We start from the raw sequence: 25,316 nt of genomic DNA, 5'->3' as shown, positions 1-25,316 counted from the left end.
AGATGGCAGACAGTGCAGGCGACAAGTCCGAACGGGCCTCCGACCACAAGCTGCGCAAAATGCGCGAAGAAGGCCAGGTGGCGCGCTCGCGCGACCTGGCCACGGCGGTGGGGCTGGTGGTCACGCTGCAGGTGACGGCGCTGTTCATGCCCGACTACCTGCGCAAATTCCACGGCCTGTTCCAGCGCGGCCTGGACGATGCCTCCGGTACCGGCACCATCGACGCCATGGTGGGGGCCGTCTGGGCCGATGCCGGGATGCTGTTCGCCCAGATGCTGCTGCCGCTGTTCATCACCCCGCTGCTGGTGGCCGTCGCGTCCCTGTTTCCTGGCGGCTGGCTGCTGTCGCCAAAGAACCTGCAGCCCAAGTTCAGCCGCTTGAGCCCGAAACAGAACCTGTCGAAGTTCTTCAAGGCCAAGCACTACGGCGACCTGCTGATGTCCGTGCTCAAGGCTGCGACCGTGGCCGGCGTGGTCTACGCCTACTGCAAGGCCAATGTGCGCCATTTCACCGCACTGCCTTCGATGACCCTGGACCTGGCGGTGCGGGAAGGCATTGCCCTGTTCCTGTCCGGCGTGATGTCCATCGTGGTCATCTTCGTCATCCTGGCGCTGATCGACGTTCCGCTGCAGCGCTTTTTCTTTCTGCGCAGCCAGCGCATGAGCAAGCAGGAAGTCAAGGAAGAGCACAAGAGCAACGAAGGCCGCCCGGAAGTGAAAAACCGCATCCGCCAGATCCAGCGGCAGCTGGCCCGGCGCAGCGTGCGTGCCACCGTCCCCAAGGCCGATGCCGTGATCGTCAACCCCGAACACTTTGCCGTGGCCGTGCGCTACGACACCCAGCGGGCCGAAGCGCCGTATGTGATCGCCAAGGGCGTGGACGAGATGGCCTTCTACATCCGCGAGATCGCGCTGCAGCACCAGGTCGAGGTCGTCAGCATCCCGGCACTGGCGCGCGCCGTCTACCACACCAGCCAAGTCAACCAGCAGATCCCGGCCGTGCTCTACCGCAGCGTGGCCCAGGTGCTGCATTACGTGCTGCAGATCAAGGCCTTCCGCCAGGGCCAGCGCCCTGCACGCCCGGAGATGCCGCACGCGCTGGACGTCCCTACCGAACTGTCTGATCCGTCTCCTGCACCATGAAGCACTACGTCACCGAACTGCGCCAGGCTCTGTCCCGCCACCAATGGGCTGTGCCTGTGTTTTTGCTGGCGCTGCTGGCCATGGTCATGCTGCCGCTGCCTCCGCTGGCGCTGGACATCTTCTTCACCTTCAACATCGTGCTGTCGCTGGTGGTGGTGCTGGTGGCCGTGGGCGTCAAGCGGCCGCTGGACTTTGCCGTCTTCCCCACCATCATCCTGGTCACCACCCTGATGCGCCTGGGCCTGAACGTGGCATCGACCCGCGTGGTGCTGCTGCACGGCCAGAACGGACCCGATGCCGCCGGCCATGTGATCGAGTCCTTCGGCAACGTGGTGATCGGCGGCAATTTCGTCGTCGGCCTGGTGGTGTTCATCATCCTGATGATCATCAACTTCGTGGTGGTGACCAAAGGCGCGGAGCGGATCTCGGAAGTCTCGGCCCGCTTCACGCTGGATGCGCTGCCCGGCAAGCAGATGGCCATCGACGCCGACCTGAACGCCGGTCTGATCAACCAGCAGCAGGCCCAGACGCGGCGCAAGGAAGTCGCCACCGAAGCCGACTTCTACGGCGCCATGGACGGTGCCTCCAAGTTTGTGCGGGGCGATGCGATTGCCTCCATCCTGATCCTGATCATCAACCTGATCGGCGGCGTGGCCATCGGCTCGCTGATGCACGATCTGCCGCTGGGCGAGTCATTCCGCCTGTATGCGCTGCTGACCATCGGTGACGGCCTGGTCGCCCAGATCCCGGCGCTGCTGCTGTCGGCCGCATCGGCGGTGATCGTCACCCGCATCAGCGATGCGGATGCCGGCGAGTTCTCGGACCAGGTGCGCCAGCAGCTGCTGGCCAAGCCGGCCGTGCTGTACAGCGCCGCCGGCGTGATGCTGGTGCTGGGCCTGATCCCCGGCATGCCCTGGATGCCTTTCCTGGCGTTTGCCGCGGTGCTGGTGCTGGGTGGCTGGGCCATGGCCAAGCAGCCCGGGGGCGTGCAGCCGGCGCCCGACAACCTGGGTCTGCTGCAGAGCGTGACCGCGGCGGCCGTGCAGGATTTTGGCTGGCAGAGCCTGCCCATCACCGAGCAGCTGTCGGTGCGCGTGGGCTACCGCCTGGTCAGCCAGCTCGACCCCGGGCAGGGCGCACCGCTGGCCACACGGCTCAAGGGCGTGCGCCAGAGCGTCAGCGAGGCAATGGGCTTTGTCCTGCCCCCGGTCCATGTGCGCGACGACCTGACCCTGCCTCCCAACCAGTACACCATCCTGATCAACGACAGCATCGTCGCCAAGGCCGAGGTGCACGCCGACAAGCTGATGGCCATTCCCTCGCCCCATGTGTACGGCCAGCTCGACGGCATTCCCGGCATCGAACCGGCCTACCAGCTGCCGGTGACCTGGATCGACCCCAAGGACAAGGCCCATGCCCTGGGCATGGGCTACCAGGTGGCGGACTGCGTCAGCATTGTCGCCACCCATGTGACGCGCGTGGTGCGCCAGCACCTGGACGAGCTGATCCGCCACGACGATGTGCATGCCTTGCACGAACGGCTCAATGCCCTGTCGCCCAAGCTGGCCGCCGCGCTGGAAAAGGCCTGTCCGGCCCAATTGCAGCACGCCGTGTTCAAGCAGCTGCTGCGTGAAGGGGTGGCCCTGAAGGACATTGTGCAGATCGCCACCGCGCTGCTGGACAGCATCGACACCACCAAGGACCCCATCCTGCTGACCGCCGAAGTGCGCTGCGCACTGCGCCGCCAGCTCGTCAGCACGGCCCCCGAGATCAAGGCCTTCACCCTGGGCACGGAGCTGGAGCAGCTGCTGCTGGGCGCCCTCAGCAGCGCCCGCCACACCAACAAGAAAGTACCGCTGGACAATTACCCGGTGGATCCCAGCCTGCTCGGCCAGCTGCAGGAGCACATGGCACATGCGCGTGACCTGATGAAGCAGCAGGCCACCGCGCCCATCCTGCTGGTCACGCCCCAGCTGCGCCCGCTGCTGGCCCGCTATGCGCGCCTGTTTGCCCAGGGCCTGCAGGTGCTGTCCTTCAACGAAGTGCCCGAAGGCAAGGAACTGAAAGTCCTGGGCACCGTGGGATAAGTGCTGCAACGGCCTGCGTGCCGGGTGCAGGCATCGCGGCGGCGGGGGTAGGACCGCACCCCCTTCGCCGCAAGTGGTGCTGCGGCGCTAGGCAGCCCTGTCCTCGCAACAAGGCAGGTAGGCCATGTCCTGGTCCGGCCCGTGGCGCTGTGCCATCCAGCCGGGCAGGTGGACCTGCATCCGGTCGCTGCCCTGCACCTGGGCCATCAGCGGCGTGCCGGCACGCACATAGGCCACCTGGCGCACGCGCGCCGGATCGGGCCAGTCGGCCAGGGGCAGCACCATCACATCGATGTGCTGCAGGTCCGCATCTTCGTACAGCAGGCGCTCGAACAGGTCCGGGCGCAAGGCCATCTGCCGCACATGCGCCATGTCGCGCCCCGGGTCTCCGCCTTCCTCGGCCACCCAGCCGGCAAACCGGGCCAGCGCTTCCTTCTGGAACTCGGCCGCACTGCGGCGCACATTCAGGAAGCGCAGCTGGGCGCCGCATTCCCGCAGCATCTGGCGCGTGACAGCGCCCGGCGCCGGCGTGCCCACTTCCACCTGCAGCTGCAGGTAGGCGAACTGGGCCTGTGAGTTGCGCGCCACGGTGCGCCAGTGCTGCAGCTCGTCCAGCGCATCCCGGATGCCGAACAAGGCCAGCAGACCCTTGCCCGGTGTGGGGGCCTTGGCGTCCATGGCCCGGTCGTGGAACGGAATGGAGCCCGCCACCAGGTGCACATCGTCCCCCTGCTCGCACACCCGGCTGGTGCCCACCATGGGCTGTACCTGCTGACCATGCACACGGATGAGGCTGAGCAGCGTGAGCTGGACACGGGAGGTGGCGTTATGGGGCATTCGGAAAACGTTTTGTTACAGGCATGGCGAATATACGTACTGACGCACGGTATATTTGCAATGCTAAATTTGTCTCGATTTTGGAATAATTCGGCTAGCTTGCTCGCAATTGGCAGCACAGCATGTCAGCTCAGATGCCGTCCCTGCCAAAAGTGCAGTGAAACTGGTAATAATTTGTAAATTCTTAACATTCTCTCACAATGATTCCATCAAACCGCCCCGTCCTGGGCCGCGATCTGGATGCCGTCCGTCAGGAATTCGGTCTGCTGACCAACGACATCATCTGGGTGCTGAGCATGTCCATCACGCGCTGGATGCAGGTGGTGCGCCAGGCGCCGGACGAGCCGGTGAAGGACCCCACCCTGGCCCTGCTGGTGCGCTTTCTGGCCCAGCACCCCGAACTGGCCGTGGTGCCGCGCCAGCCCACGGCGGGCGAAATGTTCGCGCTGATGAACGAGGTGGCCGATGTGGAGCCCAAGCGTTTCGCCACCTACTTCGGCGCGGAAAGCTCTGCCGCCTACCGCTGGATGCGCCCGGATGCCCGTCCTTCCTCGACCGTCACGCGGCTCATGCATTTCCTGAAAACCGCCCTGCTGATGCAGGACACTGCGGGCCGCACCCAGCTGCTGGAAGACTGGCGCAAGACCGTGGAGCAGGAGGCCCGCAACCGCGGCGTGTCCGATGTCTTCAAGACCGGACGCTGGACCACCCCCATCCTGGACAACGGCGCGCCCTCCTCTTCCCTGAAGCGACCACCGGCCGCGGAGACTGAAGCCTGAGCAAACGCAACGGCCCATAAAAAAACGCCACGGCTGTGGCGTTCTTTGGGAGGGTACCGCGAGGTCCCGCAGCGTCAGGCGGCCTTGGCCTGGCCCAGCAGGGTCGCTGCGTCGCTGACTTCGAACTTGCCAGGGCCTTCCACGTTCAGGCTCACCACCTTGCCGTCCTTGACCAGCATGGAGTAACGGTTGCTGCGCAGACCCAGGCCCTTGCCGTTCAGGTCCAGCGTCAGGCCGATGGCCTTGGCGAACGCAGCATCGCCGTCGGCGATCATGCGCACCTTGCCGCCGGCCTTCTGGTCGCGGCCCCAGGCACCCATCACAAAGGCGTCGTTGACAGCCACGCACCAGATTTCATCCACGCCGGCGGCCTTGAAGGCCTCCACTTGCTCGATGTAGCCGGGCAGGTGCTTGGCCGAGCAGGTGGGTGTGAACGCGCCGGGCACGGCGAACAGGGCAATCGTCTTGCCAGCCAGGGCCTGGGGCAGTTCCACCGGATTGGGGCCGATGCTGCAGCCATTGCCCTCCACTTCCACATATTCCATCAGCTTGCATGCGGGCAGTGTGTCTCCAACCTTGATCATGGTGCGTCCTTTGTCATGAAATGAATCCAGCCTGCGGCGACATGCACGCAGGTCCCGGAAACAAAAAAGCGACCCACATTGTGGGTCGCTTTTTAAGACTTTGCTGTCAAAGCGGGTGAATGCTTAGACCAGAGCAGCCTTTTGCACCAAGCGGGTAGCCACCCAGTTCTTGGTCTTCGACAGAGGGCGGCTTTCAGTGATCTCGATGGTGTCACCCATCTTGTACTGGCCTTGCTCGTCGTGAGCGTGGTACTTGCTCGACTTCACCACGATCTTGTCATAGATCGGGTGCTTCACGCTGCGTTCGACCAGGACCGTCACGGTCTTGGCGCGCTTGTCGCTGACCACCTTGCCAATCAAGGTGCGCTTGAGGGATGTTTTAGCTTCCGTCATGTCGGCTCCTTACTTGGCGGCTTGCTTTTCAGCAAGGATGGTCTTGGCACGAGCGATGTCGCGGCGGGTAGCCTTGAGGGTCGCAGTGTTGCCCAGTTGTTGCGTGGCCTTTTGCATGCGCAGACCGAAATGAGCCTTTTGCAGGGACTTCACTTCAGTTTCCAGACCAGCCACGTCTTTTTGGCGGAGTTCAGCAGATTTCGTCATGTTGATCTCCTTAAGCACCAATTTGACGGGACACGAAGGTCGTGCGCAGCGGCAGCTTGGCAGCAGCCAGGCGGAACGCTTCACGGGCCAGCTCTTCGGGCACACCTACGATTTCGTAGATCACCTTGCCGGGCTGGATTTCGGCCACGTAGTACTCGGGGTTGCCCTTACCGTTACCCATACGCACTTCTGCGGGCTTGGTAGAGATTGGCTTGTCCGGGAACACGCGGATCCAGATACGGCCGCCACGCTTCACGTGACGGGAAATCGCACGACGTGCGGCTTCGATCTGGCGGGCCGTCAGACGGCCACGGTCCGTGGACTTCAGACCGAAATCGCCGAAGGCAACGGAGTTGCCACGGGTAGCGATACCGGTGTTGCGGCCCTTTTGTTCCTTACGGAACTTGCGGCGTGCAGGTTGCAGCATGTTTATTCTCCTTTACCGTCCGCTGCTGTAGCGGGCGCGTCAGCCTTACGAACGCGCTTAACGGAGTCAGCGCCAGCGGCGGCAGCCTTGTCGCTACCGTCAGCAGGAGCCGCGTTACCGCCGGCAGGGCGGCGAGCACCGCGGCCTGCACCGTCACGACCGCCGTCACGGCGACCATCGCGGCGAGGACCGCGAGGACGACGCTCGTCGTCAGGACGGGGCGTTTCCACGGCGGGCAGATCGTTGCGGCCCAAGGTGTCACCCTTGTAGACCCAGACCTTCACGCCGATGATGCCGTAGGTGGTCTTGGCTTCAGAGAAGCCATAGTCGATGTCCGCACGCAGGGTGTGAAGAGGCACGCGACCTTCGCGGTACCACTCGGTACGTGCGATTTCGATGCCGTTCAGACGACCCGACGACATGATCTTGATGCCTTGGGCACCCAGACGCATGGCGCTTTGCATGGCGCGCTTCATGGCGCGACGGAACATGATGCGCTTTTCCAGCTGCTGGGTGATCGAGTCAGCGATCAGCTTGGCATCGATTTCGGGCTTGCGCACTTCTTCGATGTTCACAGCAACAGGCACGCCCAGGCGAGTAGCGAGTTCCTTCTTCAGGTTCTCGATGTCTTCACCCTTCTTGCCGATCACCACGCCCGGACGAGCCGAGAAAATGGTGATGCGGGCGTTCTTGGCAGGACGCTCGATCAGGACGCGCGACACAGCGGCGTTCTTCAGCTTGGCCTTCAGGTACTCACGAACCTTGATGTCTTCGGCCAGCATGCCGGCGAAATCACGGTTGCTTGCGTACCAACGGCTTGCCCAGTTGCGGCTCACCGCCAGACGGAAGCCGGTAGGATGGATTTTCTGTCCCATATTCTTCCTTTAGGCCTCAGTTACCCACGGTCACGTAGATGTGGCAGGTAGGCTTGCTGATGCGGTTGCCACGGCCCTTGGCGCGAGCGGTGAAACGCTTGAGCGTGGTGCCTTGTTCGACGAAGATGGTCTTGACCTTCAGTTCGTCGATATCGGCGCCGTCGTTGTGCTCAGCGTTGGCGATGGCGGACTCCAGAACCTTCTTCACGATCACGGCAGCTTTTTTCTGCGTGAAAGCCAGGATGTTCAGAGCTTGATCCACCTTCTTGCCGCGGATCAGATCCGCGACCAGGCGACCCTTGTCAACCGACAAGCGGACGCCACGGAGGACTGCACGTGTTTCAGACATGGTCGTTCCTTACTTCTTGGCCTTCTTGTCGGCGGGGTGACCCTTGAAGGTACGAGTCAGAGCGAATTCGCCCAGCTTGTGACCTACCATTTGGTCGGTGATGTAGACAGGCACGTGCTGCTTGCCGTTGTGCACGGCGATGGTCAGACCGATGAACTCGGGCAGAACCATGGAGCGACGCGACCAGGTCTTAACAGGGCGCTTGTCCTTGGTGGTGACGGCCTTTTCGACCTTAGCCAACAAGTGATGGTCAACAAACGGACCCTTTTTGAGAGAACGAGTCATTTGCTACCCCTTACTTTTTACGACGCGACACAATCATGACTTGTGTGCGCTTGTTGTTACGGGTACGGTAGCCCTTCGTCAGATTGCCCCATGGGTCAACTGCATGACGGCCTTCACCGGTACGACCTTCACCACCGCCGTGGGGGTGATCCACAGGGTTCATGGCAACGCCGCGAACGGTCGGACGGATACCCATCCAACGCTTCACACCGGCCTTGCCCAGTTGGCGCAGGCTGTGTTCTTCGTTGGCAACTTCACCGATGGTGGCACGGCACTCGATGTGCACCTTGCGCACTTCGCCCGAACGCATACGCACTTGGGCGTAGATGCCTTCGCGGGCCAGCAGCGTAGCCGAGGTACCAGCGGAACGGGCGATTTGCGCGCCGCCACCGATGTTCAGCTCGATGCAGTGGATGGTCGAACCCACAGGGATGTTGCGGATCGGCAGGGTGTTACCCACGCGGATCGGCGCTTCAGAGCCGCTGACGATGGTTGCGCCCACTTCCAGGTTGCGAGGAGCAATGATGTAGCGACGTTCGCCGTCGGCATAGCACACCAGAGCGATGTGGGCCGTACGGTTCGGGTCGTATTCAATGCGCTCAACCTTGGCGGGGATACCGTCCTTGGTGCGCTTGAAGTCCACCACGCGGTAGTGGTGCTTGTGACCACCGCCCTTGTGACGGGTTGTGATGTGACCGTTGTTGTTACGACCGGCCTTCTGGAATTGTGCTTCCAGCAGGGGGGCGTGAGGAGCACCCTTGTACAGGTGATCGCGGGTCACCTTCACCGTGCCGCGTTGGCCAGGCGAAGTGGGCTTGAGTTTGATAACAGCCATGATTAAGCAGCCTCCCCAGACAGGTTCAGCTCTTGACCGGGCTTGAGCATCACGTAAGCCTTGCGCACATTGTCGCGGCGGCCAACGGTCTTGCCGAAGCGCTTGGTCTTGCCCTTGGTGTTCACCACGGAAACGCCAGCCACTTCCACCTTGAACAGCAGTTCAACAGCGGCTTTGATTTCAGGCTTGGTAGCGTTCTGCAGCACCTTGAATGTCACAGCATTGGACTTCTCGGCAACCATGGTGGCCTTTTCGGACACGATGGGAGCGACCAACACTTGCATCAGACGACCTTCGTCAAACTTGAGCGTGCTCATGCGAACATCTCCTTGAGTTTGTCGATTGCGCCCTTGGTGACGAGCACTTTCTTGTAATGGATCAGCGAAACGGGATCGGCGTAGCGAGGCTCCACCACGAACACGTTCTTCAGATTGCGCGAAGCCAGGTACAGGTTCTCGTCGACTTCCTCGGCGATCACCATCACCGACTCCAGGTTCATGGACTTGAACTTGTCAGCCAGGACCTTGGTCTTGGGGCTTTCCAGCTTCAGGGAGTCCACCACGGCCAGACGGCCTTCGCGGGCCAGTTGCGACAGGATGGAAGCCATGCCGGCGCGGTACATCTTCTTGTTGATCTTCTGCGTGAAGTTTTCTTCAGGCAGATTCGGGAAGATGCGACCGCCGCCACGCCACAGAGGCGAGGAGGACATACCAGCACGTGCACGACCAGTACCCTTTTGCTTGAAAGGCTTGGCAGTGGTGTGACGCACTTGCTCACGGTCCTTTTGAGCGCGGGTACCTTGACGTGCGTTGGCACGGAAGGCGGTCACGATCTGGTGGACCAGGTCTTCGTTGAAATCACGGCCGAACACGGTTTCAGGCACATCGCACTTGGATGCGGCCTGGCCTTGCTCATTCAGGAGTTCGAGCTGCATTAGTTCGCTCCTTTAGAAGCTTGGGCCTTCACGGCGGGACGCACGGACACGAAGCCACCCTTGGAGCCAGGAACAGCGCCCTTGATCAAGAGCAGTTGGCGTGCTTCGTCGATACGAACCACGTCGAGGTTTTGGGTGGTCACAGTCACGTCGCCCATATGGCCGGACATGCGCTTACCGGGGAACACGCGACCGGGGTCTTGTGCCATACCGATAGAACCGGGCACGCGGTGCGAACGGCTGTTACCGTGCGAAGCGCGTTGTGCACCGAAGTTGTGACGCTTGATCGTGCCTTGGAAGCCCTTACCGATGGAAGTGCCTTGCACGTCCACCTTTTGACCGACGGCGAACAGTTCTGCCACGGGCAGCACTGCACCTGCTGCGTACTTGGCAGCAGTTTCTTCGGTCACTCGGAATTCTTGGGTCACTTCACCGGCTTCCACACCTGCCTTGGCAAGGTGGCCGGCTTGAGGCTTGGTCACACGCGAAGCTTTGCGTGCGCCGAATGTGACCTGCAGGGCCACATAGCCATCGTTCTCTTGGGTTTTGATCTGGGTCACGCGGTTGTTAGAAACATCCACCACTGTGACAGGCACTGCGTCCCCGTCATCAGTGAACAGACGCATCATGCCCACCTTGCGGCCCAGCAACCCCAGGGAGTTGCTCAGACTCATTTGTTTCTCCAAAACTTTCGCCGCTGTAACTGCAATTGGCCCAGCGTTGCGCCTAACCAGGAAAGCCCTGAGGCGCACGAAAGAAGGTTGATAAAACTCCGCTAGAAATTAGCGAAGCTCCAAATTTTAACGCGAACTGCTTTTTCAAGCAAGTTCGCGTTAAAAGGAAGAACCGATGTGAGGCGAAATCACCTCACCCAGGTCTTATTGCAGTTTGATTTCGACGTCCACGCCAGCAGGCAGGTCCAACTTCATCAGGGCGTCCACAGTCTTGTCGGTGGGGTCCACGATGTCCATCAGACGCTGGTGCGTACGGATTTCGAACTGGTCACGGCTGGTCTTGTTGACGTGCGGCGAACGCAGGATGTCGAAGCGTTTCATGCGGGTCGGCAGGGGCACGGGGCCCTTGACGATCGCGCCGGTGCGCTTGGCAGTGTCAACGATCTCGGCTGCAGACTGATCGATCAGCTTGTAGTCGAATGCCTTCAGGCGGATGCGGATCTTTTGCTTGGACATTGTTAATTCCTAGTTGTGCTAAGAATTAGGCAATGATGGTAGCAACCACGCCAGCGCCCACGGTACGGCCGCCTTCGCGGATAGCGAAACGCAGACCTTCTTCCATGGCGATGGGGGCGATCAGCTTCACAGTGATCGACACGTTGTCACCAGGCATCACCATTTCCTTGTCGGCGGGCAGCTCGATGGAGCCGGTCACGTCGGTGGTACGGAAATAGAACTGGGGACGGTAGTTGTTGAAGAAAGGAGTGTGGCGGCCGCCTTCGTCCTTCGACAGCACATACACCTCAGCGGTGAAGTGGGTGTGGGGCTTGATCGAAGCGGGCTTGCACAGCACTTGGCCACGTTCCACGTCTTCACGCTTGGTGCCGCGCAGCAGCAGACCCACGTTGTCGCCAGCTTGACCTTGGTCCAGCAGCTTGCGGAACATTTCCACGCCCGTGACGGTGGTCTTCTGGGTGTCCTTGATACCGACGATTTCGATTTCTTCGCCGACCTTGATGATGCCGCGTTCGATACGGCCGGTCACCACGGTACCACGACCGGAGATCGAGAACACGTCTTCCACGGGCATCAGGAAGGCACCGTCCACAGCACGCTCAGGCGTGGGGATGTAGGTGTCCAGAGCTTCGGCCAGACGCAGGATAGCGGGTTCACCCTTGTCGGATTGGTCGCCTTCCAGGGCCAGCTTGGCAGAGCCGCGGATGATGGGGGTGTCGTCGCCGGGGAAGTCGTACTTGGACAGCAGCTCGCGCACTTCCATTTCGACCAGTTCCAGCAGTTCTTCGTCGTCCACCATGTCAGCCTTGTTCAGGAAGACGATGATGTAAGGCACGCCCACCTGACGCGACAGCAGGATGTGTTCGCGGGTCTGGGGCATGGGGCCGTCAGCGGCCGAGCACACCAGGATAGCGCCGTCCATCTGGGCAGCGCCGGTGATCATGTTCTTCACATAGTCGGCGTGACCGGGGCAGTCCACGTGAGCGTAGTGGCGGTTAGCCGTTTCGTACTCGACGTGAGCGGTGTTGATGGTGATACCGCGGGCCTTTTCTTCGGGTGCAGCGTCGATCTGGTCGTAGGCCTTGGCTTCGCCGCCAAACTTCTTCGACAGAACGGTAGCGATAGCAGCCGTCAGGGTGGTCTTACCGTGGTCAACGTGACCGATGGTGCCCACGTTCACGTGGGGCTTGGTACGTTCAAATTTTTCTTTTGCCATTGCAAATTCTCCAGAGAAAAGAGCAAACCTGTGTGATGTTTAAGGTCTGCACCGCATTGCTGTTTCGCCCCGCACAGGTGACAGGACGGCATGCAGTCGCAGACCGGCAACTTGTTTCAATCCGAGTTCGCCCGAAAGCAGCATCAGCTGCCTTCGGGCGAATTTCGGATTATGACCGAAATGCTTACTTAGCGCGAGCGGCCACGATGGCTTCAGCCACGTTACGAGGAGCTTCAGCGTAGTGCTTGAACTCCATCGTGTAGCTGGCGCGACCTTGGGTCATCGAACGCAGCGACGTGGCGTAGCCGAACATTTCCGACAGAGGCACTTCGGCCTTGATGGCCTTGCCGCCACCAACCATGTCGTCCATGCCCTGCACCATACCGCGACGGGAAGACAGGTCACCCATCACCGTACCGGCGTAGTCTTCCGGCGTTTCCACTTCCACAGCCATCATGGGTTCCAGGATGACGGGGTTGGCCTTGCGGGCAGCTTCCTTGAAACCGAAGATGGCGGCCATCTTGAACGCCATTTCGTTCGAGTCCACATCGTGGTACGAACCGAAGGTCAGACGCACCTTGACGTCCACCACGGGGTAGCCAGCCAGCACGCCGGAAGTCAGGGCTTCGATCACGCCCTTTTCCACCGCAGGGATGTATTCGCGAGGAACCACACCGCCCTTGATTTCGTCGACGAACTCGAAGCCCTTGCCGGCCTCTTGAGGCTCCAGCGTCAGAACCACGTGACCGTACTGACCCTTACCACCGGATTGGCGAACGAACTTGCCGTCCACGTCCTTGACCGTGTTGCGGATCGTTTCGCGGTAGGCCACTTGGGGCTTGCCCACGTTGGCTTCCACGTTGAATTCACGCTTCATGCGGTCAACGATGATTTCCAGGTGCAGCTCGCCCATACCGGCGATGATGGTCTGACCGGATTCTTCGTCGGTACGCACGCGGAAGGAAGGATCTTCTGCAGCCAGACGCGACAGAGCGATACCCATCTTTTCCTGGTCGGCCTTGGACTTGGGTTCCACAGCCTGTGCAATCACGGGCTCGGGGAAGACCATGCGTTCCAGCACGATGGGAGCGGCGATGTCGCACAGGGTTTCACCGGTGGTCACGTCCTTCAGACCCACGCAGGCAGCGATGTCGCCAGCACGGATTTCTTCGACTTCCACGCGGTCGTTGGCCATCATCTGCACGATACGGCCAATACGTTCCTTCTTGCCCTTCACGGCATTCAGAACGGTCTCGCCCTTGGTCAGAACGCCGGAGTACACGCGCACGAAGGTCAGCTGGCCCACGAACGGGTCAGTCATCAGCTTGAAGGCCAGAGCCGAGAACTTCTCAGCATCGTCAGCCTTGCGCGACAGCTTCTTCTCTTCGTCATCGGGGTCGGTACCGGTAACGTCGGGGATGTCCACAGGCGCGGGCAGGTAGTCGATCACGGCGTCCAGCATGCGCTGCACACCCTTGTTCTTGAAGGCGGTACCGCACAGCATGGGCTGAATTTCGGTGGCCAGGGTACGGGTACGCACGCCGAGCTTCACTTCTTCTTCAGTCAGAGTACCTTCTTCCAGGTACTTGTTCATCAGCTCTTCCGACGCTTCGGCAGCAGCTTCCACCAGGTTTTCACGCCACTTGTTGGCGGATTCCACCAGCTCAGCGGGGATGTCCTGGTATTCGAACTTCATGCCCTGGGAAGCTTCGTCCCAGATGATGGCCTTCATCTTGACCAGATCGACCACGCCCTTGAAGTTGTCTTCGGCGCCGATGGGGATCACCACGGGCACAGGGTTGGCCTTCAGGCGCAGCTTCATCTGGTCGTAGACCTTGAAGAAGTTGGCACCGGTACGGTCCATCTTGTTCACAAAGGCCAGACGAGGCACCTTGTACTTGTTGGCCTGACGCCACACGGTTTCGGACTGGGGCTGCACGCCGCCCACAGCGCAGTACACCATGCAAGCACCGTCCAGCACGCGCATGGAACGCTCCACCTCAATGGTGAAGTCCACGTGGCCGGGGGTGTCGATGATGTTGAAGCGGTGTTCGGGGTAGGACAGATCCATACCCTTCCAGAAGCAGGTCACGGCAGCCGAAGTGATCGTGATGCCGCGCTCTTGTTCCTGCTCCATCCAGTCGGTCGTAGCAGCACCATCGTGCACTTCGCCCAGCTTGTGGGTCACGCCTGTGTAGAACAGGATACGTTCGGTCGTGGTGGTTTTGCCTGCGTCGATGTGCGCCGAAATACCGATATTGCGGTAGCGCTCGATGGGGGTCTTGCGAGCCATGATGGATCCTTGATTGATCGTATGGGAGATCTGCTGGACCCCGCCTTGTGTGCAAGGCCAGCAGTTCAATATGGGGACGCTCTAAATCGAGACAAGGCCGCAGCAAGTTTTTGCGTGCGGCCCCGTTCGCGAGAGCGAAATTCCGATTAGAAGCGGAAGTGGCTGAAAGCCTTGTTGGCTTCGGCCATGCGGTGCACTTCGTCACGGCGCTTCATAGCGCCGCCACGACCTTCGGTGGCTTCCATCAGTTCGTTGGCCAAGCGCTGGGCCATGGACTTTTCACCACGCTTGCGGGCGGCTTCCTTGATCCAGCGCATGGACAGCGCCAGACGACGGACAGGGCGCACTTCCACGGGCACCTGGTAGTTGGCGCCACCCACGCGGCGGGACTTCACTTCCACCATGGGCTTCACGTTGTTGATGGCGGTGGTGAACACTTCCAGAGCGTCCTTTTCGGGCGACTTCTTGGAGATCAGTTCCAGAGCACCGTAGATGATGCGTTCTGCAACAGCCTTCTTGCCGCCTTCCATGATCACGTTCATGAACTTGGACAGCTCGACATTGCCGAACTTGGGATCCGGCAGAATTTCACGTTTGGGGACTTCGCGACGACGTGGCATTTTTTACCTCTATCTTTGCTTCAGTTGGCGTCTTTTCAGACACCGCGAGAGCCAAAACTGGACTCCCACTTACTCGACCCACACAAAACATTTGCGCTTCGGGTCACTACGCTGAATCTCGCGCCACGCGGGATACAGCACCTACTTGTCTTTTCAAAAAACCAGGGCTTACTTGGCCTTAGGCTTCTTGGCACCGTACTTGGAACGGGCTTGCTTACGGTCCTTGACGCCTTGCAGGTCAAGCGAACCGCGCACGATGTGGTAACGCACACCAGGCAAGTCCTTCACACGGCCGCCGCGAACCAGCACCACGCTGTGTTCTTGCAGGTTGTGGCCTTCACCGCCGATGTACGAAATGACTTCGAAACCGTTGGTCAGACGCACCTTGGCCACCTTACGCAGAGCCGAGTTAGGCTTCTTAGGCGTGGTGGTGTACACACGGGTGCACACGCCACGGCGTTGGGGGCAGTTTTCCATAGCAGGGCTCTTGGATTTGACAACTTCGACCGTGCGGCCCTGACGCACGAGTTGGTTAATGGTTGGCATTAAAAACGTCCCTAAACGTGAATTTGCTTTTCAAAGCGAAAACGTGAAACCCTTCGGAAATTCCGAAAAGCCCTCAAATGTACCAGCTTGGTCAAGTGCAAGCAAGGGACCTTGCATAACCCCTTGCTAACCACCGGCTGCACAAGCCCCGTGGAATCAAGCACTTGCGCGCCGGCAGCGGCACGGGCCGCCGGCGCTCCGCCCGGACTGCTTACATGATCCAGAGGCGGATGGCATCCCACAGGCGACCGAAGAAGCCGGCTTCCGGCACATCTTCCAGCGCCACCACAGGCACTTCGGCCACGGTGTCCGCACCCAGCAGCACCTTCAGGGAGCCTACGTTCTGCCCCTTGGCGATGGGGGCCACCAGCGGATCCTTGCGCACCACCTGGGTGGTCAGCTTGCCTGCGCTGCCGGCCGGCACGGTCACCACAATGGCGCTTTCCTGGCCGATCTTCAGCGCGTCCTTCTGGCCCTTCCACAGACGGGCCTCTTCCACGGGCTGACCGGCATCGAACAGCTTGACGCCGTCGAACGCGGTGTAACCCCAGTTCAGCAGCTTCTGGCTTTCGCCCGAACGGGCGTTCTCGCTGGCCGTACCCAGCACGATGGACAGCAGGCGGCGGCTGCCCACATTGGGCATGTCGCGCTTGGCCGTGGCCACCAGGCAGTAGCCCGCGGCAGCGGTGTGACCGGTCTTCAGTCCGTCCACCGTGGGATCACGGAACAACAAAGCGTTGCGATTGTTGCTATTGGACGCAGGCGTGCCCGGGTAGCGGTACTGCTTGGTCGCGTAGTAGTGCATGTACTGGGGGAAGTCATGCATCAGGCGCGTGGCCAGGATGGAGAGGTCACGCGCCGTCGTCAGGTGGCCCGGCTCGGTCAGGCCTTCGGGGTTCTTGTACGAGGTGTTCTTCATGCCGAGGGCCTTGGCCTGCTCGTTCATGAGGCGCACGAAATTTTCCTTGCTGCCGCCCACGCCCTCGGCCAGCGCCATGGTCGCATCGTTGCCCGACTGCACGATCATGCCGTGCAGCAGGTCGTCCACCTTCACCTGCATCTTGGGGTCGATGAACATGCGCGAACCCGGCATCTTCCAGGCCTGCTCGCTCACCGGCAGCGTCTGCTCCAGCGTGATCTTCTTGGTGCGCAGCGCGTCGAACACCAGATAGCCCGTCATCAGCTTGGTCAGCGAGGCTTGCTCGATGGCCACATCCGGCTCCTTGGAGGCCAGGATCTGGTTGGCCGTCACATCGATCAGCAGGTAGTTGCGGGCCGCGATCTCGGGGGGTTGGGGTTGGGCGATCTGCGCCAGACCCCAGACCGGCACCAGGGCCGCACTTAGAACCAGGGCTTGCAGGTGCGTTTTCACAGTTTTCATGGGAACAGAATGCTCAGACAAATAGACAAAACAAAAGAAAAAGGGTGAGCGATGGCCTTCCAGCCATCATGCTGCCGACTGCAGGTGGCGCACAACCAACCCTTTGAGCAACGGCAATTGTCCGTGGAAGAAATGCCCGCCTCCGGGCACGACGGTTACAGGCAGTATCTGTGGCCGTGCCCAGTCCATCACGGCGGACAGGGGCACGGTGTCGTCCTGCTCGCCGTGGACCACCAGCGTGCGCTCATGGGCCTCGGGTGGCACAGGCGCCACCTCGAAGCGGCTGGCCGCCGTCCCCACCAGCACCGCCTTGGCGATGCGGCCTTCGTGCCACAGCGTGGCCAGGGCATGGCTGGCCACAAAGGCCCCAAAGGAAAAGCCGGCCAGTGCCAGCGGCCCCTCGGGCGCCACCTGGCGCACCACGGCCAGCAGATCGTCCAGCTCGCCGCGGCCTGCATCGTGCGTGCCGGCGCTGGCGCCCACACCACGGAAATTGAAACGCACCGTGGTCCAGCCGCACTGCACAAAGGCACGTGCCAGGGTCTGCACCACCTTGTTGTCCATGGTGCCGCCGAACAGCGGGTGGGGATGGGTGATCACCGCCACGCCGCGCGGGGCCGGCAGCCCCCCGTCCAGGCTGGGCTGGTCACGCAAGGCCTCGATGGCGCCTGCCGCGCCAGTCAGGGTGAATTTTTCAGTCTGCACATTCACGTACTGCTATTCCATCAGGAGCTGCTCGCGCAAACACAGCGCGTCCAGCAGGGTAATTTGGCCAATGAAGCGTGTGAGCGCGTTTTAGCGCCCAAGTTCCGGTGGCACCAGCAGACGCTCCACCACCTGGCCGTGCTTCAGGTGGGAATCGACGATTTCATCGATGTCCGCCTCGTCCACGAAGGTGTACCAGGTGCCTTCGGGATAGACCACGGCCACGGGGCCGGCCGCACAGCGGTCCAGGCACCCGGCCTTGTTCACGCGCACCTGGCCTTTGCCGGCCAGACCGGCTTCCTTGACCCGCTTCTTGCAATGGTCGAAGCCCTCCTTCGCGCCATGCAAGGCACAGCAGTCTTCGCCATTGGGGCGTTCATTCAGGCAGAAGAAGATGTGGCGGGCGTAGTAGCCGGCTTGCGCCTCGGGCGCACGGGAGTGATCGCTCATGCCGCCATTCTAGGAGCGGCAGCGCGCTGCGCCACATACCAGCCCACATAGATGAGGGTGGCGTACGGCCACAGCCAGCCCAGCCACTGGGCCAGACCGTAGAAGCGGATGAAGCGCCCCTGCTCCCACACCTGCAGCGTCTGTGCAAAGTAGACATCGGTGGACGCCTGGTTGAGCCAGCTCAGGTGCATGGACAAGGCCACCAGCAGCAGCACGCCGCAGATGCGCCGCGGCACCGGCACCAGGGCCAGCGCCACCAGCACCCCACCCCAGATGGCCGCACGCCCCGGCGCCTGCAGCCATTCCCAGGCATGCGCCGGCCCATAGGTCAGCGCCGCCGACAGGGCCGTCACCCCCACCCCCGCCAGCACGATGCAGACCGCAAACACCGCCCGCCGCAGCTTGTGCGTGATGACGCAGTAGCCCAGCAGACAGGGGATCAGCAGGCCCAGCATCACGCACAGCAACTCGGCTCCTGGCGTCAGCGGCGTCATGGGCGCATCCCACAGCGGCAGCCAACTCATGAACGGCGTGTCTTCCAGCTGCTCGTCCAGCCACAGATCCAGCCGCTCCAGTACCTGGCCCAGCCCGAATGGCAGGGCCGTGGGGAACAGCAGCGACGCCGGCCACAGCGCCAGCAAAGCCACCGCACCGCCGGACCCCGGCGCCAGCCAGCGCTCACGAAACTGCGCCCAGCGCTGCAAAGCCCCCAGGCGCTCCAGCAGCGCCGCCAGCAAGGCCCCCAGCAGCGCGCCCGCGGCGTTCAGCGACAGGTCCAGATTCGACGGCACCCGCCGCGGCAGGTAGATCTGCAGGAACTCCATGCCCAGCGACAGCGCCGCACCCAGCAGCGCCGCCAGCGGCACGGCCCAGCGGGCACGCCGGCCATCGCGCAGCATGCCCAGCGCCAGCAGAAAGCCCAGGGGCACATAGCCGGCGATGTTGGTATTGACGTCGAACCAGGTCCAGTAGGGAGGCGGCAGCTTCGCCGTCAGAAACACCCACGGGTCCACCCCCTGCACGCGCCAGCCTTCGAACGGAAACAGGCTGGCGAACACAATCAGCGCGGCATAGATGGCCGCCAGGGTCCATGCGGAGCTGCGTGGCTGCATAGGGCGAAAATTCTCCTCCTCGCGGCGCACCAGCGCAGGCGCGGCCGCAGTGCTTTCCACGTGGAAAGCGGGGCTTAGAAAGGCTTGACCACCACCAGCACCACCGCCACGATCAGCAGCAGCACCGGAATTTCATTGAACCAGCGAAACCACCGGTGGCTGTGGCGGCAGTCATCGGCCGCCAGCTGTTGCAGCAACCGGGCGCACACCCCGTGGTAGACCACCACCAGCGCCACCACCGCCAGCTTGGCGTGCAGCCAGCCGCCGGCAAAACCGTAACCCAGCCACAGCCACAGACCCAGGCCCACGGCGGGCACCGCCAGCATGGTGGTGAAGCGCAGCAGTTTGCGTGCCATCAACAGCAGGCGCTCGCGCTCGGCCACGGAACCGGGCGTCACCATGGCCAGATTGACGTAAATGCGTGGCAGATAGAAGAGGCCAGCGAACCAGCTGGCCACGAACACAATGTGAAAAGCTTTGACCCACAACATGGGTCCAGTGTACGAGCCGTACGCACCGTAAAAAAGCCCGGCCGAAGCCGGGCTGGGAAATTCCTCGAAACGAGGACCTGCTCAGGGAGGTGAAGCAGGGGATCCAGCGAACCGGCTCCGGCATGCAATCTAGCGCTCCACCCTCAGCCAGCGCACACTGTTCGTCAGAAGCTGGCTGTTACACGCCCAATGGTCGTCACCAACGGAAAAACCCGCCGTCAGCGGCGGGACCAGCGGCATCCGATGGCTTGCAGTGCCTGCGGGTGCACCACGGTGGCACTGCATGACAGCACCCGCAGCCAGGGGCACAATGGCAGCATGCATTTGTCCAACCCCACCCCCTTTCCCCAGAACCGCCCCCGTCGCCTGCGCCGCGACGCTTTCACCCGCAATCTGGTGCGCGAGAACCGCCTGTCGGCCCACGACTTCATCTACCCGGTGTTTGTGCACGAAGGCACGAACCGCCGCGAAGCCGTGCCGTCCATGCCCGGTGTGGACCGCCTCAGCCTGGACCTGCTGTTGCCGGTGGCCGAAGAATGCGTGAAGCTGGAAATCCCGGTGCTGGCCCTGTTCCCCAACATCGACGCCGCGCTCAAGACGCCCGATGGCAAGGAGGCCCTGAACCCCGACGGCCTGATCCCCCGCGTGGTGCGTGCCCTGAAAAAGGAATTCCCCGGCCTGGGCGTGATGACCGATGTGGCGCTGGACCCCTACACCAGCCACGGCCAGGACGGCATCCTGGACGAGACCGGCTACATCCTGAACGATGAAACCGTGGAAGTCTTGGTCGGCCAGGCACTGAACCACGCCGCTGCCGGCGTGGACATGGTGGCACCCAGCGACATGATGGACGGCCGCATCGGCGCCATCCGCGAAGCGCTGGAGCTGCAAGGCCATATCCACACCCGGATCATGGCCTACAGCGCCAAGTACGCCAGCGCCTTCTACGGCCCCTTCCGCGACGCCGTGGGCACCCGTGGCGCACTGGGCAAGGCCGACAAGAACGTCTACCAGATGGACCCCGCCAACACCGACGAAGCGCTGCGCGAAGTGGCGCTGGATCTGGCCGAAGGCGCGGACATGGTGATGGTCAAGCCCGGCATGCCGTATCTGGACGTGGTGCGCCGCGTCAAGGACGAGTTCAAGGTGCCCACCTTTGCCTACCAGGTGTCGGGCGAGTACGCCATGCTCAAGGCCGCGGCCGCCAACGGCTGGCTGGACCACGATGCGGTGATGATGGAAGCCCTGCTGGCCTTCAAGCGTGCCGGTGCCGATGGCATCCTGACCTACTTCGCCATCGACGCGGCCAAGAAGCTGCGCCAGCAGGCGTAAGCCGGGGCCACAGCGCTCCACCCGGCCCCTGCGGCCACCGCCGCTGACCGGCTCCGCCAGCGCAGGCAGCCCCGGCAGCGGCCTTTTTTAGGCACGACATGCACCTGCTGCGCATCCACCCCGCTGCCCACCTGGTGGAAGACCGGGGCACCGCCCTGCCCTCCGCTGCGCCGGAGCCGGGCAGCTTCTGGTGGCTGGCCTGCGAGCGCACCGAGCTCGAGGCCCGGTTGCCGGAAATCCAGGCCATGCTGCAGGCCGTCTGCGGTGCGCCGCTGCTGGACCTGCATGTGTCCGACCTGCTCAACGCCCACATCCCGTCCACCTCGGACTACACCTCCCAGTACGACGTGATGCTGTTCCACCGCCTGGTGGACTCCGGCGCCAGCGACTCCCCCGCCGCCATCCGCGCCGCCGGCAAGGGCGGCACCGCGCCGCCGCCCACCCCGGTGCTGCAGCGCGTGCGCACCCAGCCCATCGGCTTTGCGGTGTACGACCAGCTGCTGCTGACCGTGCACCCACCCGCCTGTCCGCTGCAGCAGCAGTTCCAGCAGCGGCTGGAAACGGCCCGCCAGGTGCCCGAAGGCCGGCCCGGCGCCGCCAAGCTGCCGCACAGCCCGGCCGACCTGATGCTGCGCATGCTCAACCAGATGGTGGACGGCTACCTGGACCTGCGCCGCGTGATGACGCGCCAGCTGGACCACTGGCAGCTGTCGCTGCTGCGCCCACGCGCCAAGTTCCACGACTGGAGCGCGGTGCTGGATGCCCGCCTGGCGCTGCACCAGCTGGACGAAATCTGCGAAGACCAGCGCGGTGCCGTGCAGGACTGGATCGAGGCCATGGACAGCTGGCCCGACGACTCCGGCCACGACCGGCGCGAGCACGAGCTGCTGCGCGTACGCTCACGCGACGTGCTGGAGCACATCGAGCGCGTGATCCACCATGTGCGCCGCATCGAGCAGAGCGCCGAAGCGGCCGTGCAGATGCATTTCTCGTCGCAGAGCAACCGCGCCAACGACATCATGCGCACGCTGACCACGCTCACCGCCGTGTTCCTGCCGTTGAACCTGATTGCGGCCATCTTCGGCATGAACTTCGAATTCATTCCCTGGATCCACCAAAGCCACGGCTTCTGGTGGGCCGTGGCCAGCATGGCGTTGATCGCGCTGGCGCTGCTGGTGTTCTTCTGGCGCCGGCGCTATCTGGACCGCAACAGCCTGCGCTGAGACCGCGCAGCGCAGACGCCCGGTGCAGGCAACGGCGCGGCGCGCCCGCCCTCAGGTGCGCAGTTGCGTATCCAGAAATGCCAGCGTCCTGTCCCGCGCCACCAGGGCCGAGGCATCGTCGTAGCTGGCGCGCTGGTCACAGTTGAAGCCGTGGTCGGCGTCATAGACAAACACCTGGGCCTGGGGCTGGACCTGGTCAAAAGCCAGCACCGTATCGACGGGGATGAAATGGTCATGGCGGCCGAAATGCGCCATCACCGGGCACAGCGGCTGGCGGCTGCGTTCCTCGGGCCCGGTCATGCCGCCGCCGTAGTAGCAGACGGCCGCCGACAGCTGCGGCAGGCTGCAGGCCGCGCGCCAGGCCAGCAATCCGCCCCAGCAAAAGCCCACGGCCCCCACTTTCTGGCCGGTGGTGGTGGCCAGCCAGTCCACGGCGGTACCGACGTCCTGCGCCATGCCAGGAGGCGGCAGAGCTTCGGCCTGGGCCTTGAGCTGGCGGCCCTGCTGCATGTCGGCATCGCTGTAGCCCAGCTCCACGCCCAAGGTGTCGCAGGGTGCCAGGCGGTAGAACAGCGCCGGCGCCACGGCCGCAAAGCCCCGTGCGGCAAAACGCTCGGTCACGGCGCGGATGTGGCTGTTGACGCCGAAGATCTCCTGCAACACCACCACGGCCCCGCACAACGGGCCCTCGGGAATGGCCGCCCAGGCTGGCAGCAAGCGACCGTCGGGGGTCTGCAGATTCAGGAGTTGGCCGGTATGGGGCATGGAGCTTCCTAGGGGAGGTGGCGCCGAGGTCAAAGCGGGGGCGAAGCCACGGCACCCTGCGGGCAAGGTGCCGTGCTGTAATGCCTGACGGTATGCCAGACACAGCACGATTTTTACAGGAGACCGCATGTCGCCACCACCCATCGTCCTGATCACCGGTGCCAGCCGTGGTATTGGCGCCGCAACCGCCCGCCTGGCTGCCGCCCGGGGCTGGGCCGTGGCCGTGAACTACCAGCAGCGCCGCGATGCCGCCGATGCGCTGGTGCACGAGATCCAGTGCGCGGGTGGCGAGGCCATGGCCGTGCAAGGCGATGTGGGCGATGAGGCCCAGGTAGTGGCGATGTATGAAGCCATGGACCGCCACTGGGGCCGGCCGCTGGCGGTCCTGGTGAACAACGCCGGCGTGGTGGACCGCCCCAGCCAGGTGGCCGACATGTCTGCTGCACGGCTGGAGCGCATGTTCCGCGTCAATGTGCTGGGCAGCTTCTACTGCGCGCGCGAGGCCGTGCGCCGCATGAGCACGGCCCGCGGCGGCCAGGGCGGCAGCATCGTCAATGTCTCCAGTGCCGCTGCCTTGCTGGGCGCAGCCCACCAGTATGTGGACTACGCCGCCGCCAAGGGTGCGGTGGATGTGATGACGCGCGGTCTGGCCAAGGAGGTGGCGGCCGAGGGGATCCGCGTCAACGCGGTGCGCCCGGGGCTGATCGAGACCGAGATCCACGCCAGCGGCGGCCTGCCCGACCGTGTGCGCGAACTGCAACACCAGGTGCCCATGCAGCGCGGCGGCTCCGCCGACGAGGTGGCAGAAGCTATCCTGTGGCTGATGTCTCCCGCTTCCAGCTACACCACGGCCAGTTTCACCGAAGTCTCCGGTGGCCGGCACTGAAATACACCCATGGACCTCAAACCCCTGATCACGCTGGTGGCCATCGTCAACCCGCTGGCCATCGTCCCTTTTTTCATCCACTACACCCAGGGGTTTGACGAGACCCAGCGCCGCCAGACCATCCGCACCGCCGCCATCAGCACCTGTGTGGTGATCTGCGCCTGTGCCCTGATCGGGCTGCAGGTGCTGGATTTCTTCAACATCTCGCTGCAGAGCTTTCAGGTCGGCGGCGGCCTGCTGCTGCTGATCAGCGCGATGAACATGCTCAACGCCCGTCCGGCCGAAGACCGGCCCAACACCGGCACGCTGGAGGCTGGGGTTGAAAAAGCGGCCATGGGCAACAGCATTGCGGTCGTCCCCTTGACCATCCCGCTGCTGACCGGGCCGGCCGCCATGTCCACCGTGGTGATCTATGCCGATCAGGCACGCAGCATCTGGCAGCACATTGCACTGCTGGGTTACGGCGTGGTAGTGGCTGCGGCCGTGTGGGCCGCGTTCTCGCTGGCCGATCCCATCAGCCGTGTGCTGGGCAAGACCGGCATCAACGTGATGACCCGCCTGATGGGCCTGATCCTGGCGGCACTGGCCATCGAGGTGATGGCCGGCGGCCTGGTGAAAATCTTCCCGGCACTGGCCGGCGTCCACTGACGCTCGCGGCCCGTCCCTGGGCCGCTCGGTGATGGCATGGCTGCGGGAAGGAGCATTACCCTTCCCGCGCCCGCTTCTTCTTGCTGCTTGCCTCCCCGCTCCCCCTTGTCCGTCCGGAAGCCTAGAGACTGCTGGCCACCTGTTCCGTGCGGGTCTGCTGCTCCACATGGTCATCGCCCGTGGAACAGGCCCCACCGCAGCCGTGGATGGGGGCCTGCGGCAGCGATTGCGGGAGGTAGACTACCCCCGAGGCGGGATCGAAATTCACATCCTGGAGGTGCTTGGCCAGCGCCGCATCCATGGTCTGGGCATGGTGGGTGAACCAGGTCACCAGCTCGGCCGCCATGCCGCGGATCACATGCAGCTCCCCCTGTGCACCGCGTTCCGCCCCCTCGCGCATGATCTGCAGCACGACGCGGTGCTGCAGGCTGTGGCAGTTGTCCGGCGCAAAGCCGGTGCTGACCATCCAGCGGTCTTCCTGGCCGAAGTGGCCATCGGTATGCTCCACCAGCGCCCGCCAGGCAGCGGGAAGCTCCGCATCGGGGGCTTCTTCCACCACGGCCAGCAGGTCAACGAACTCTTGGTGCGTGTCGTCCATCGCCGCCATATCCAGCGCCAGTTCGTCGCTCCATTCCAGTGTGGCCATGTGCCTGCTCCGCAAATTGCAATGCAGGGCAGCTTACGGCGACACAGTGGCCCTGCAGGTTGAGCCACATCAAGGATT

31 protein-coding genes are annotated in these 25,316 nt (G+C 63.0%); 7 read left to right on the top strand and 24 right to left on the bottom strand.

What is annotated here, in order from left to right:
* The first annotated feature begins 2 nt into the window (after window positions 1–2).
* Together flhB and CT3_RS01265 are read left to right on the top strand one after the other, a co-directional pair.
* Window positions 3–1,142 carry a flagellar type III secretion system protein FlhB gene (flhB, locus tag CT3_RS01270; RefSeq protein ID WP_066541957.1) on the top strand — a complete coding sequence of 380 codons (1,140 nt, stop codon included), beginning with the start codon at window positions 3–5 and terminating at the stop codon, window positions 1,140–1,142.
* Window positions 1,139–3,229, top strand: a complete 2,091-nt coding sequence (locus CT3_RS01265; RefSeq protein ID WP_066541958.1) for a flagellar biosynthesis protein FlhA — start codon at window positions 1,139–1,141, stop codon at window positions 3,227–3,229. The genes flhB and CT3_RS01265 overlap by 4 nt, the downstream gene beginning before the upstream one ends.
* Before the next feature lie 87 nt (window positions 3,230–3,316).
* Here the strand turns inward: CT3_RS01265 and CT3_RS01260 are convergent, their stop codons facing one another.
* Complete coding sequence (locus tag CT3_RS01260; RefSeq protein ID WP_066541960.1) at window positions 3,317–4,066, bottom strand: hypothetical protein; 750 nt, start codon at window positions 4,064–4,066, stop codon at window positions 3,317–3,319.
* A gap of 200 nt (window positions 4,067–4,266) precedes the next feature.
* Here CT3_RS01260 and CT3_RS01255 point away from each other — a divergent pair, with 200 nt between their 5' ends.
* Entirely contained in the window at window positions 4,267–4,845 is a 579-nt protein-coding gene (locus tag CT3_RS01255; RefSeq protein ID WP_066541962.1) for a hypothetical protein, read from the top strand.
* 74 nt (window positions 4,846–4,919) lie between these two features.
* On the opposite strand, the gene CT3_RS01250 is transcribed toward CT3_RS01255, so the two are convergent.
* The 21 genes from CT3_RS01250 to CT3_RS01150 all read right to left on the bottom strand — a co-directional run bounded on the left by CT3_RS01250 (window position 4,920) and on the right by CT3_RS01150 (window position 19,738).
* On the bottom strand, window positions 4,920–5,429 hold the full coding sequence (locus CT3_RS01250) for a peroxiredoxin (RefSeq protein WP_066541963.1): 510 nt from the start codon (window positions 5,427–5,429) through the stop codon (window positions 4,920–4,922).
* A gap of 123 nt (window positions 5,430–5,552) precedes the next feature.
* Window positions 5,553–5,822, bottom strand: a complete 270-nt coding sequence (gene rpsQ, locus CT3_RS01245; RefSeq protein WP_066541964.1) for a 30S ribosomal protein S17 — start codon at window positions 5,820–5,822, stop codon at window positions 5,553–5,555.
* 9 nt (window positions 5,823–5,831) lie between these two features.
* On the bottom strand, window positions 5,832–6,029 hold the full coding sequence (rpmC, locus tag CT3_RS01240; protein WP_066541986.1) for a 50S ribosomal protein L29: 198 nt from the start codon (window positions 6,027–6,029) through the stop codon (window positions 5,832–5,834).
* Window positions 6,030–6,039: 10 nt separating this feature from the next.
* Window positions 6,040–6,456: a 50S ribosomal protein L16 gene (gene rplP, locus CT3_RS01235; RefSeq protein WP_066541965.1), complete on the bottom strand. Its 417-nt coding sequence runs from the start codon at window positions 6,454–6,456 to the stop codon at window positions 6,040–6,042.
* Window positions 6,457–6,458: 2 nt separating this feature from the next.
* On the bottom strand, window positions 6,459–7,331 hold the full coding sequence (gene rpsC / locus CT3_RS01230) for a 30S ribosomal protein S3 (protein ID WP_066541967.1): 873 nt from the start codon (window positions 7,329–7,331) through the stop codon (window positions 6,459–6,461).
* A 16-nt stretch (window positions 7,332–7,347) separates the two neighbouring features.
* Window positions 7,348–7,680, bottom strand: coding sequence for a 50S ribosomal protein L22 (gene rplV, locus CT3_RS01225; protein ID WP_020229468.1), 333 nt, complete (start codon window positions 7,678–7,680; stop codon window positions 7,348–7,350).
* 9 nt (window positions 7,681–7,689) lie between these two features.
* Window positions 7,690–7,965 (bottom strand): 30S ribosomal protein S19, encoded by a 276-nt coding sequence (gene rpsS / locus CT3_RS01220; protein ID WP_066541969.1) that lies wholly within the window; start codon window positions 7,963–7,965, stop codon window positions 7,690–7,692.
* Between the two features lie 10 nt (window positions 7,966–7,975).
* Window positions 7,976–8,800 (bottom strand): 50S ribosomal protein L2, encoded by an 825-nt coding sequence (gene rplB, locus CT3_RS01215; protein ID WP_066541971.1) that lies wholly within the window; start codon window positions 8,798–8,800, stop codon window positions 7,976–7,978.
* A 2-nt stretch (window positions 8,801–8,802) separates the two neighbouring features.
* On the bottom strand, window positions 8,803–9,117 hold the full coding sequence (rplW, locus tag CT3_RS01210; protein WP_066541973.1) for a 50S ribosomal protein L23: 315 nt from the start codon (window positions 9,115–9,117) through the stop codon (window positions 8,803–8,805).
* Window positions 9,114–9,734, bottom strand: coding sequence for a 50S ribosomal protein L4 (gene rplD, locus CT3_RS01205; protein ID WP_066541974.1), 621 nt, complete (start codon window positions 9,732–9,734; stop codon window positions 9,114–9,116). The genes rplW and rplD overlap by 4 nt, the downstream gene beginning before the upstream one ends.
* Window positions 9,734–10,408, bottom strand: a complete 675-nt coding sequence (gene rplC, locus CT3_RS01200; protein WP_066541975.1) for a 50S ribosomal protein L3 — start codon at window positions 10,406–10,408, stop codon at window positions 9,734–9,736. Before rplC ends, rplD begins: the two co-directional genes overlap by 1 nt.
* Before the next feature lie 204 nt (window positions 10,409–10,612).
* The gene (rpsJ, locus tag CT3_RS01195; protein ID WP_003059431.1) at window positions 10,613–10,924 is read right to left on the bottom strand and encodes a 30S ribosomal protein S10; all 312 of its coding nucleotides are present in this window, start codon (window positions 10,922–10,924) and stop codon (window positions 10,613–10,615) included.
* A 25-nt stretch (window positions 10,925–10,949) separates the two neighbouring features.
* Window positions 10,950–12,140 carry an elongation factor Tu gene (gene tuf / locus CT3_RS01190; protein WP_098066016.1) on the bottom strand — a complete coding sequence of 397 codons (1,191 nt, stop codon included), beginning with the start codon at window positions 12,138–12,140 and terminating at the stop codon, window positions 10,950–10,952.
* A gap of 184 nt (window positions 12,141–12,324) precedes the next feature.
* Window positions 12,325–14,433: an elongation factor G gene (fusA, locus tag CT3_RS01185; protein ID WP_066538883.1), complete on the bottom strand. Its 2,109-nt coding sequence runs from the start codon at window positions 14,431–14,433 to the stop codon at window positions 12,325–12,327.
* 146 nt (window positions 14,434–14,579) lie between these two features.
* Window positions 14,580–15,053: a 30S ribosomal protein S7 gene (gene rpsG / locus CT3_RS01180; RefSeq protein ID WP_066538882.1), complete on the bottom strand. Its 474-nt coding sequence runs from the start codon at window positions 15,051–15,053 to the stop codon at window positions 14,580–14,582.
* Between the two features lie 168 nt (window positions 15,054–15,221).
* Window positions 15,222–15,599, bottom strand: coding sequence for a 30S ribosomal protein S12 (rpsL, locus tag CT3_RS01175; protein ID WP_003059441.1), 378 nt, complete (start codon window positions 15,597–15,599; stop codon window positions 15,222–15,224).
* A 211-nt stretch (window positions 15,600–15,810) separates the two neighbouring features.
* On the bottom strand, window positions 15,811–16,980 hold the full coding sequence (locus CT3_RS01170) for a D-alanyl-D-alanine carboxypeptidase family protein (RefSeq protein WP_066538879.1): 1,170 nt from the start codon (window positions 16,978–16,980) through the stop codon (window positions 15,811–15,813).
* A 66-nt stretch (window positions 16,981–17,046) separates the two neighbouring features.
* Window positions 17,047–17,691, bottom strand: coding sequence for an alpha/beta hydrolase (locus CT3_RS01165; protein ID WP_066538878.1), 645 nt, complete (start codon window positions 17,689–17,691; stop codon window positions 17,047–17,049).
* An 84-nt stretch (window positions 17,692–17,775) separates the two neighbouring features.
* Complete coding sequence (locus CT3_RS01160; RefSeq protein WP_066538877.1) at window positions 17,776–18,135, bottom strand: (2Fe-2S) ferredoxin domain-containing protein; 360 nt, start codon at window positions 18,133–18,135, stop codon at window positions 17,776–17,778.
* Window positions 18,132–19,247: a VanZ family protein gene (locus CT3_RS01155; protein ID WP_066538932.1), complete on the bottom strand. Its 1,116-nt coding sequence runs from the start codon at window positions 19,245–19,247 to the stop codon at window positions 18,132–18,134. Before CT3_RS01155 ends, CT3_RS01160 begins: the two co-directional genes overlap by 4 nt.
* Window positions 19,248–19,321: 74 nt before the next feature.
* Window positions 19,322–19,738, bottom strand: a complete 417-nt coding sequence (locus CT3_RS01150; protein ID WP_066538875.1) for a CopD family protein — start codon at window positions 19,736–19,738, stop codon at window positions 19,322–19,324.
* A 318-nt stretch (window positions 19,739–20,056) separates the two neighbouring features.
* On the opposite strand from CT3_RS01150, the gene hemB reads away from it, so the two are divergent.
* Window positions 20,057–21,070 (top strand): porphobilinogen synthase, encoded by a 1,014-nt coding sequence (gene hemB, locus CT3_RS01145; protein WP_066538930.1) that lies wholly within the window; start codon window positions 20,057–20,059, stop codon window positions 21,068–21,070.
* 98 nt (window positions 21,071–21,168) lie between these two features.
* A complete protein-coding gene (locus CT3_RS01140) occupies window positions 21,169–22,293 on the top strand; it encodes a magnesium transporter CorA family protein (RefSeq protein ID WP_066538872.1) in 1,125 nt (374 codons plus the stop codon).
* Window positions 22,294–22,344: 51 nt separating this feature from the next.
* Here the strand turns inward: CT3_RS01140 and CT3_RS01135 are convergent, their stop codons facing one another.
* Window positions 22,345–23,058 carry a dienelactone hydrolase family protein gene (locus tag CT3_RS01135; protein ID WP_066538870.1) on the bottom strand — a complete coding sequence of 238 codons (714 nt, stop codon included), beginning with the start codon at window positions 23,056–23,058 and terminating at the stop codon, window positions 22,345–22,347.
* Between the two features lie 127 nt (window positions 23,059–23,185).
* Between CT3_RS01135 and CT3_RS01130 the strand changes: the two genes are divergently transcribed.
* Both CT3_RS01130 and CT3_RS01125 read left to right on the top strand, forming a co-directional pair.
* A complete protein-coding gene (locus tag CT3_RS01130; protein ID WP_066538868.1) occupies window positions 23,186–23,944 on the top strand; it encodes an SDR family oxidoreductase in 759 nt (252 codons plus the stop codon).
* Window positions 23,945–23,953: 9 nt separating this feature from the next.
* Window positions 23,954–24,592 carry a MarC family protein gene (locus CT3_RS01125; protein WP_066538866.1) on the top strand — a complete coding sequence of 213 codons (639 nt, stop codon included), beginning with the start codon at window positions 23,954–23,956 and terminating at the stop codon, window positions 24,590–24,592.
* A 121-nt stretch (window positions 24,593–24,713) separates the two neighbouring features.
* Here the strand turns inward: CT3_RS01125 and CT3_RS01120 are convergent, their stop codons facing one another.
* Window positions 24,714–25,238 carry a hemerythrin domain-containing protein gene (locus CT3_RS01120; RefSeq protein WP_066538862.1) on the bottom strand — a complete coding sequence of 175 codons (525 nt, stop codon included), beginning with the start codon at window positions 25,236–25,238 and terminating at the stop codon, window positions 24,714–24,716.
* Window positions 25,239–25,316: the final 78 nt, after the last annotated feature.

Source organism: Comamonas terrigena NBRC 13299 (assembly GCF_006740045.1).
GTDB lineage: Bacteria > Pseudomonadota > Gammaproteobacteria > Burkholderiales > Burkholderiaceae_C > Comamonas > Comamonas terrigena.
Note: the sequence above shows the minus strand (reverse complement) of the source record. Positions and strands in the feature narration are given on the sequence as shown.

Excerpts from the sequence above, each read along its gene's own strand:
- rplV (WP_020229468.1), bottom strand. The coding sequence starts at position 7,680 with ATGTCTGAAACACGTGCAGTCCTCCGTGGCGTCCGCTTGTCGGTTGAC.
- CT3_RS01155 (WP_066538932.1), bottom strand. The coding sequence starts at position 19,247 with ATGCAGCCACGCAGCTCCGCATGGACCCTGGCGGCCATCTATGCCGCG.
- rpsJ (WP_003059431.1), bottom strand. The coding sequence starts at position 10,924 with ATGTCCAAGCAAAAGATCCGCATCCGCCTGAAGGCATTCGACTACAAG.
- CT3_RS01125 (WP_066538866.1), top strand. The coding sequence starts at position 23,954 with ATGGACCTCAAACCCCTGATCACGCTGGTGGCCATCGTCAACCCGCTG.
- CT3_RS01250 (WP_066541963.1), bottom strand. The coding sequence starts at position 5,429 with ATGATCAAGGTTGGAGACACACTGCCCGCATGCAAGCTGATGGAATAT.
- rplB (WP_066541971.1), bottom strand. The coding sequence starts at position 8,800 with ATGGCTGTTATCAAACTCAAGCCCACTTCGCCTGGCCAACGCGGCACG.
- CT3_RS01265 (WP_066541958.1), top strand. The coding sequence starts at position 1,139 with ATGAAGCACTACGTCACCGAACTGCGCCAGGCTCTGTCCCGCCACCAA.
- rplP (WP_066541965.1), bottom strand. The coding sequence starts at position 6,456 with ATGCTGCAACCTGCACGCCGCAAGTTCCGTAAGGAACAAAAGGGCCGC.
- CT3_RS01170 (WP_066538879.1), bottom strand. The coding sequence starts at position 16,980 with ATGAAAACTGTGAAAACGCACCTGCAAGCCCTGGTTCTAAGTGCGGCC.
- rpsL (WP_003059441.1), bottom strand. The coding sequence starts at position 15,599 with ATGCCAACCATTAACCAACTCGTGCGTCAGGGCCGCACGGTCGAAGTT.
- rplC (WP_066541975.1), bottom strand. The coding sequence starts at position 10,408 with ATGAGTCTGAGCAACTCCCTGGGGTTGCTGGGCCGCAAGGTGGGCATG.
- rpsG (WP_066538882.1), bottom strand. The coding sequence starts at position 15,053 with ATGCCACGTCGTCGCGAAGTCCCCAAACGTGAAATTCTGCCGGATCCC.
- CT3_RS01140 (WP_066538872.1), top strand. The coding sequence starts at position 21,169 with ATGCACCTGCTGCGCATCCACCCCGCTGCCCACCTGGTGGAAGACCGG.
- rplW (WP_066541973.1), bottom strand. The coding sequence starts at position 9,117 with ATGAGCACGCTCAAGTTTGACGAAGGTCGTCTGATGCAAGTGTTGGTC.
- CT3_RS01120 (WP_066538862.1), bottom strand. The coding sequence starts at position 25,238 with ATGGCCACACTGGAATGGAGCGACGAACTGGCGCTGGATATGGCGGCG.
- CT3_RS01130 (WP_066538868.1), top strand. The coding sequence starts at position 23,186 with ATGTCGCCACCACCCATCGTCCTGATCACCGGTGCCAGCCGTGGTATT.
- CT3_RS01135 (WP_066538870.1), bottom strand. The coding sequence starts at position 23,058 with ATGCCCCATACCGGCCAACTCCTGAATCTGCAGACCCCCGACGGTCGC.
- fusA (WP_066538883.1), bottom strand. The coding sequence starts at position 14,433 with ATGGCTCGCAAGACCCCCATCGAGCGCTACCGCAATATCGGTATTTCG.
- rpsQ (WP_066541964.1), bottom strand. The coding sequence starts at position 5,822 with ATGACGGAAGCTAAAACATCCCTCAAGCGCACCTTGATTGGCAAGGTG.
- hemB (WP_066538930.1), top strand. The coding sequence starts at position 20,057 with ATGCATTTGTCCAACCCCACCCCCTTTCCCCAGAACCGCCCCCGTCGC.
- rpsS (WP_066541969.1), bottom strand. The coding sequence starts at position 7,965 with ATGACTCGTTCTCTCAAAAAGGGTCCGTTTGTTGACCATCACTTGTTG.
- CT3_RS01255 (WP_066541962.1), top strand. The coding sequence starts at position 4,267 with ATGATTCCATCAAACCGCCCCGTCCTGGGCCGCGATCTGGATGCCGTC.
- rpmC (WP_066541986.1), bottom strand. The coding sequence starts at position 6,029 with ATGACGAAATCTGCTGAACTCCGCCAAAAAGACGTGGCTGGTCTGGAA.
- CT3_RS01150 (WP_066538875.1), bottom strand. The coding sequence starts at position 19,738 with ATGTTGTGGGTCAAAGCTTTTCACATTGTGTTCGTGGCCAGCTGGTTC.
- tuf (WP_098066016.1), bottom strand. The coding sequence starts at position 12,140 with ATGGCAAAAGAAAAATTTGAACGTACCAAGCCCCACGTGAACGTGGGC.
- flhB (WP_066541957.1), top strand. The coding sequence starts at position 3 with ATGGCAGACAGTGCAGGCGACAAGTCCGAACGGGCCTCCGACCACAAG.
- CT3_RS01160 (WP_066538877.1), bottom strand. The coding sequence starts at position 18,135 with ATGAGCGATCACTCCCGTGCGCCCGAGGCGCAAGCCGGCTACTACGCC.
- CT3_RS01260 (WP_066541960.1), bottom strand. The coding sequence starts at position 4,066 with ATGCCCCATAACGCCACCTCCCGTGTCCAGCTCACGCTGCTCAGCCTC.
- rpsC (WP_066541967.1), bottom strand. The coding sequence starts at position 7,331 with ATGGGACAGAAAATCCATCCTACCGGCTTCCGTCTGGCGGTGAGCCGC.
- rplD (WP_066541974.1), bottom strand. The coding sequence starts at position 9,734 with ATGCAGCTCGAACTCCTGAATGAGCAAGGCCAGGCCGCATCCAAGTGC.